Below are 5,201 nucleotides of genomic sequence, written 5' to 3'. Positions count from 1 at the left end.
TGTCCGCGGCGCTCACCGCAGCGCTCGCAGCGGCGGGCGCGGTGCCCCAGCCCAGGGCCGCCCCATGGCGTGCCCCCAGGCCCAGGGCCGCGTCCAGACCCTTCCAGCCGCTGGCGGCCGCCGCCAGGGCCTCGGCGGTGAAGTCCAGCGGCTTGCGGTAGTGGGCCTGGAGCACGAACAGCCGCAGGGTCATCGGGCTGACGCCGCTTTCCAGCAGGGCGCGGATCGTGGTGAAGTTGCCCAGCGACTTGGACATCTTCTCGCCGCCCACATTCACCATGCCGTTGTGCAGCCAGAAGCGGGCCAGGGGCTGGCCGCTGGCCGTCTCCGACTGGGCGATCTCGTTCTCGTGGTGGGGAAAGATCAGATCGGCGCCGCCCAGGTGGATGTCGATCGTGGTGCCCAGCTCCTCGCGCACCATCGCCGAGCATTCGATGTGCCAGCCCGGCCGGCCCGGCCCCCAGGGCGACGGGAAGCTGGGTTCGCCCGGCTTGGCCCCCTTCCAGAGGGCGAAATCAAACGGATGGCGCTTGCGGGCCTCCTCCGCCTCGCGGGTGCGGCCGCTGGCGCCCTCCTGCTGCTCCTCCAGCGTGCGGCCGCTGAGCTTGCCGTAGCCGGCCTGGCGCATCACGGCGAAATACACATCGCCATCCGCCGAATAGGCCGCCCCCTTGGCCTCCAGTTCACCGATCAGCTGCCGGATCGCCTCCAGACTGCGGGTGGCCCGGGGCATCCGGTCGGGGGGAAGGATGTGCAGGGCGGCCATGTCCGCCTCGAAGGCGGCGATGTTGCGTTCGCTCACCACCTCCATCGAGCTGCCCTCCTCCTCGGCCCGCTTGAGGATCTTGTCGTCGATGTCGGTGAAGTTCTGCACAAAGGTGACGGCATAGCCGCTCCACAGCAGATAGCGCCGCAGCACGTCCCAGACGATGTAGCTGCGGGCATGGCCCAGGTGGCACAGGTCGTAGACCGTGACGCCGCAGCAGTAGATCGACACCTGCCCGGGCACCAGCGGCTCGAAGGGCTCGCAGCGGCGGCTGAGGGTGTTGGTGAGCCGCAGGGTCAATGGCCCGCTCCTGCCATGGCTCCCGCGCCCGCCTGGCCCAGACGGCCGCCGCCGTAGCCGGCGCGGCTGCGCACGTTGGTGCACCAGTCGCCGTGCGCCAGGTACCACTGCACCGTGGCCCGCAGGCCCTGCTCGTAGTCGTGGCGGGGCTGCCAGCCCAGCTCGCTGCTGATCCGCGCCGGGTCGATGGCGTAGCGCCGGTCGTGGCCCGGCCGGTCGGCCACCGGCGTGATCAGGCCGGCGTGGGGGGAGCCGTCGGGCCGCAGCTCGTCGAGCAGGGCGCAGATGGCCTGCACCACCTCCTTGTTGGTGCGCTCGCCATGGCCGCCGACGCAGTAGCTGCGGCCCACCTCGCCGCTGGTGGCGGCCAGCAGCAGGGCCTCGACGTGGTCCTCCACGTAGAGCCAGTCGCGCACGTTGGCCCCGTCGCCGTAGAGGGGAATCGGCTCGCCGGCGGCGGCCTTGAGGATCACCACCGGGATCAGCTTCTCGGGGAACTGCCAGGGCCCGTAGTTGTTGCTGCAGTTGGTCAGCACCACCGGCAGTCCGAAAGTGTGGTGCCACGCCTGGACCAGGTGGTCGCTGCCCGCCTTGCTGGCGGAGTAGGGGCTGCGCGGGTCGTAGGGGGTGGTCTCCGAGAAGCGGCCGGTGGCCCCCAGGGAGCCGAACACCTCATCGGTGCTGATGTGGTGGAAGCGGAACAGCTCCCGCCGCTCCGCCGGCAGCCCCTCCCAGTGGGCCCGCACCGCCTGCAGCAGGTGGTAGGTGCCCATCACGTTGCTGACCAGGAAGGCACCGGGATCGTCGATCGAACGGTCGACGTGGCTTTCGGCGGCCAGGTGCAGCACCAGATCCGGATCGGCCTGACGCACCGCGGCGGCGGTGGCCTCCCCATCGGCCAGGTCCACCTGCAGCAGCCGGTGCCGCGGCCCGTCGGCCCGCTCCGCCGCCGGCCCCAGATCCGCCACGGTGTTGGCGATGCCCAGCAGGTCGCTGGCATACCCCATCTTGTCGAGGTTGAACACCGTCGCCGTGCTGTCCCGCAGCAGCCGGCGCACCAGCGCCCCGCCGATGAAGCCCGCGCCGCCGGTCACCAGGATGCGGCGACGCCCCGCGAGCAGCAGCGGCAGGTCGAGGGAGGGGTAGGGGTCCATCGGGATGGGGCGAGACGGGGTCAGGGGTGTTCAGGCCTGGGGCAGGGGAATCCGCGCCAGCACCTCGGCGAGGGCGGCCTGCCAGTGTTGCCCCTCCAGGTCCAGGGCGTGCCGGGTGGTGGTGGCATCCAGCAGCGAATAGGCGGGGCGGCGGGCCGGGGTGGGGTAGTCGGCGGTGGTGATCGGCCGCACCCGGGCCGGCGCGGGGATCAGCCCCCGCGCCGCCGCCAGCAGACCGATGACCACGGCGAAGTCGTACCAGCTGGCGGCGCCGCAGTCGCTCCAGTGGTGGCGCCCGCTCACCCCCCGGCCGATCACCCGCCAGCAGGCCTCCGCCAGGCCGCCGGTGGCGGTGGGGCAGCCCACCTGGTCGGCCACCACCCCCAGGGGCTCGCCGGCGGCGGCCTTCGCCCGGTGCAGCCGCAGCATCGTGAGGCAGAAGTTGGCCCCCACCGGCCCGTACACCCAGCTGGTGCGCAGCAGGCAGAGACGATCGGCGCCCAGGGCCGCCGCCGCCCGCCTCTCTCCCTCGGCCTTGGTGGCGCCGTAGACGCCCAGGGGGGCCAGGGCCTGCTCCGGGGCGTAGGGATGGCCCTGCTCGCCGTCGAAGACGAAATCCGTGCTCACCTGCAGCAGCCGCCCGCCGGTCTCGGCCAGGGCCTCGGCGAAGGCCCCGGGGGCGCCGGCGTTGACCGCCTCCGCCAGCGCCGGCTCGGTCTCGGCCCGGTCGACGGCGGTGTAGGCCCCCGCATTCAGCACCCAGTCGGGCCGGTGCTCCACCACGGCGGCCCGGCAGGCGGCCGGATCGGCCAGATCCAGCTCCTGCCGGCCCGTCGCGATCAGGTCGATGCCGGCGGGGATACGGGCCAGCAGGGCCTGTCCGAGCTGGCCGTGGCGGCCGGTCAGCAGCACCCGCACCGGTTGGGGCATCGATGGCGGAGGCAAAGCTCGCGCGCAGCCTACCTTCGTGTGGTTATTTCGCTTCCATCCAGTTCGGCCCCACGCCCGTGTCCACCGCCAGGGGCACCAGCAGCTGCACCGCCTGCTCCATGGTGCGGCGGGTGAGCTCCCGCACCTCCTCCAGCGCCTCCGGCGCCGCCTCCAGCACCAGCTCGTCGTGCACCTGCAGCAGCAACCGGGCCGGCAGGCCCGACGCCGTCAGCGCCTGCTGCAGGCCCACCATCGCCAGCTTGATGATGTCGGCGCTGGAGCCCTGGATCGGGGCGTTGGCGGCGGCCCGCAGCTGCTGGGCCTCCAGGCCGCCGCGGCGGGCCACCTCCAGGTCGATCTCCAGCGGATCCTTGCCCAGCAGCCGGCCCAGGCCGCCGGGATCGAACTGGAACGGCCGCCGCCGCCCCAGGATCGTTTCCACGTAGCCGCGGCTGAGGGCCAGCCGCTCCTGCAGCTCGAGGAACAGGAACACCTTCGGGTAGCGCTGCTTGTAGAGGCTCAGGAACTCCTTGGCCCGGGCCTGGCCCATGCCGGTTTCGCGCGCCAGCCGCTGGGCCCCCATGCCGTAGATCACCCCGAAGTTGATCGTCTTGCCCAGCCTCCGCTCCTCGGGCGTCACCGTGTCGGTTTCGAGCAGCAGCCGGGCGGTGAGGGCGTGGACGTCGTCGCCCTCGTTGTAGGCCTGCACCAGCACCGGCTCGCCGGACAGGTGGGTGAGGATGCGCAGCTCGATCTGGGAGTAGTCGGCGCTGATCATCTGCCAGCCCTCCTGGGGCAGGAAGGCCTTGCGGATGCGGCGGCTGAACTCGGTGCGGATGGGGATGTTCTGCAGGTTGGGGTTGCTGCTCGACAGGCGCCCGGTGGCGGTGACCGCCTGGTTGAAATCGGTGTGCACCCGCCCGGTCTCGGGTTCCATCAGGGCCGGCAGCGCCTCCACGTAGGTGCTCAGCAGCTTGCTGAGGGTGCGGTGCTCCAGCACCAGCTTCACCACCGGATGGTCGTCCTCCAGCTTCTCCAGCACCGCCGCGTCGGTGCTCCAGCCGGTCTTGGTGCGGCGGGATTTCTTGCGGTCGAGCCCCAGGGTGTCGAACAGCAGTTCCCCGAGCTGTTTGGGGGAGGCCAGGTTGAAGTCCACCCCCGCCGCCGCCTGGGCCTCCTGCTCCAGCCGGGCCAGGGTGGTGCTGAGCTCCACGGCCAGCTCCTTGAGGTAGGGCACGTCGATGCGGATGCCGGTGGCCTCCATCTGGGCCAGCACCGGCTCCAGGGGCAGCTCCACCTGCTGCAGCAGCAGGGGCAGCTGGGGCCCCATCGCCGCCAGCTGCTCCGCCAGCACGGCGCCCAGGCGCCGGGTGAGGTGCACGTCCATGGCGCAGTAGAGCGCCGCGGCCTCGATCGGCACGTCGGAGAAGTTCTGACCCTTGGCCACCAGATCGCCGTAGGTGGTGGGCTGGAGGCCGAACTCCCGCGCCGCCATCGCCTCCAGGCCATGCTTGGCGTTGGCATCCCGCAGGTAGTCCGCCAGCAGGGTGTCCATCACCACACCGGCCAGGGGCAGCCCATGGCGCAGCAGGATCAGGCGGTCGTACTTGGCGTTCTGGAGCGCCTTGGGGTGCCCGGCGCTGGCCAGCCAGGGCCCCAGGGCCAGCAGCACCGCATCCAGGGGCAGCTGCTCCGGCGCCGCCGGCGCCGCGCTGAGCAGGTCGGGGGCGGGTGGGCTGTGGTGACCGATGGGCACGTAGGCCAGGTCCGCCAGCCCCTCCCCCCAGCAGAAGCCGATCCCCACCAGCTCCGCCTGGAAGGGATTGAGGGACGTGGTCTCGGTGTCGAGGGCCACCGGTGCCGCCGGGTCGGTGCAGGCCATCAGCCGCTCGACCAGGGCGGCCAGGGCCGCGGGGGTGGTGACCAGCTGCGGCTGCAGGGCGGGCAGGCGGCCTTCGGCCCTGGGCTCGGCCGCTGCGGGCTCCTCGGGCGCCGCCGGCTCGCTGGCGGGAGCGGCCACGGCGGTGGCGGGGGGCCCGGGGGGGTCGGCC

The 5,201-nt window shown here is 72.5% G+C and carries 4 protein-coding genes; all 4 read right to left on the bottom strand.

Features of this window, described 5'->3' with window-relative positions:
- Positions 1-1,066: cysteine--tRNA ligase (gene cysS / locus KBY81_RS16390; RefSeq protein WP_254977087.1), on the bottom strand; the 1,066-nt coding region annotated here is incomplete at its 3' end.
- Positions 1,063-2,220 carry a dTDP-glucose 4,6-dehydratase gene (gene rfbB, locus KBY81_RS16385; RefSeq protein WP_254977086.1) on the bottom strand — a complete coding sequence of 386 codons (1,158 nt, stop codon included), beginning with the start codon at positions 2,218-2,220 and terminating at the stop codon, positions 1,063-1,065. The genes cysS and rfbB, both read right to left, overlap by 4 nt.
- Before the next feature lie 30 nt (positions 2,221-2,250).
- Positions 2,251-3,150: a dTDP-4-dehydrorhamnose reductase gene (gene rfbD / locus KBY81_RS16380; RefSeq protein ID WP_254977085.1), complete on the bottom strand. Its 900-nt coding sequence runs from the start codon at positions 3,148-3,150 to the stop codon at positions 2,251-2,253.
- A 43-nt stretch (positions 3,151-3,193) separates the two neighbouring features.
- A partial coding sequence (locus KBY81_RS16375) for a DNA polymerase (RefSeq protein ID WP_254977084.1) occupies positions 3,194-5,201 on the bottom strand: 2,008 nt, incomplete at its 5' end.

Origin of the sequence: Cyanobium sp. Lug-B, from assembly GCF_024345635.1 — a bacterium.
In the GTDB taxonomy this organism is placed as follows: Bacteria; Cyanobacteriota; Cyanobacteriia; order PCC-6307; family Cyanobiaceae; genus Cyanobium; species Cyanobium minutissimum.
The sequence above is the reverse complement of the archived record's forward strand: the minus strand, read 5'-3'. Positions and strand labels throughout refer to the sequence as shown.

What these genes read in the sequence shown, in the direction of transcription:
- rfbB (WP_254977086.1), bottom strand. Translation starts at nt 2,220, where the DNA reads ATGGACCCCTACCCCTCCCTCGACCTGCCGCTGCTGCTCGCGGGGCGT.
- rfbD (WP_254977085.1), bottom strand. Translation starts at nt 3,150, where the DNA reads ATGCCCCAACCGGTGCGGGTGCTGCTGACCGGCCGCCACGGCCAGCTC.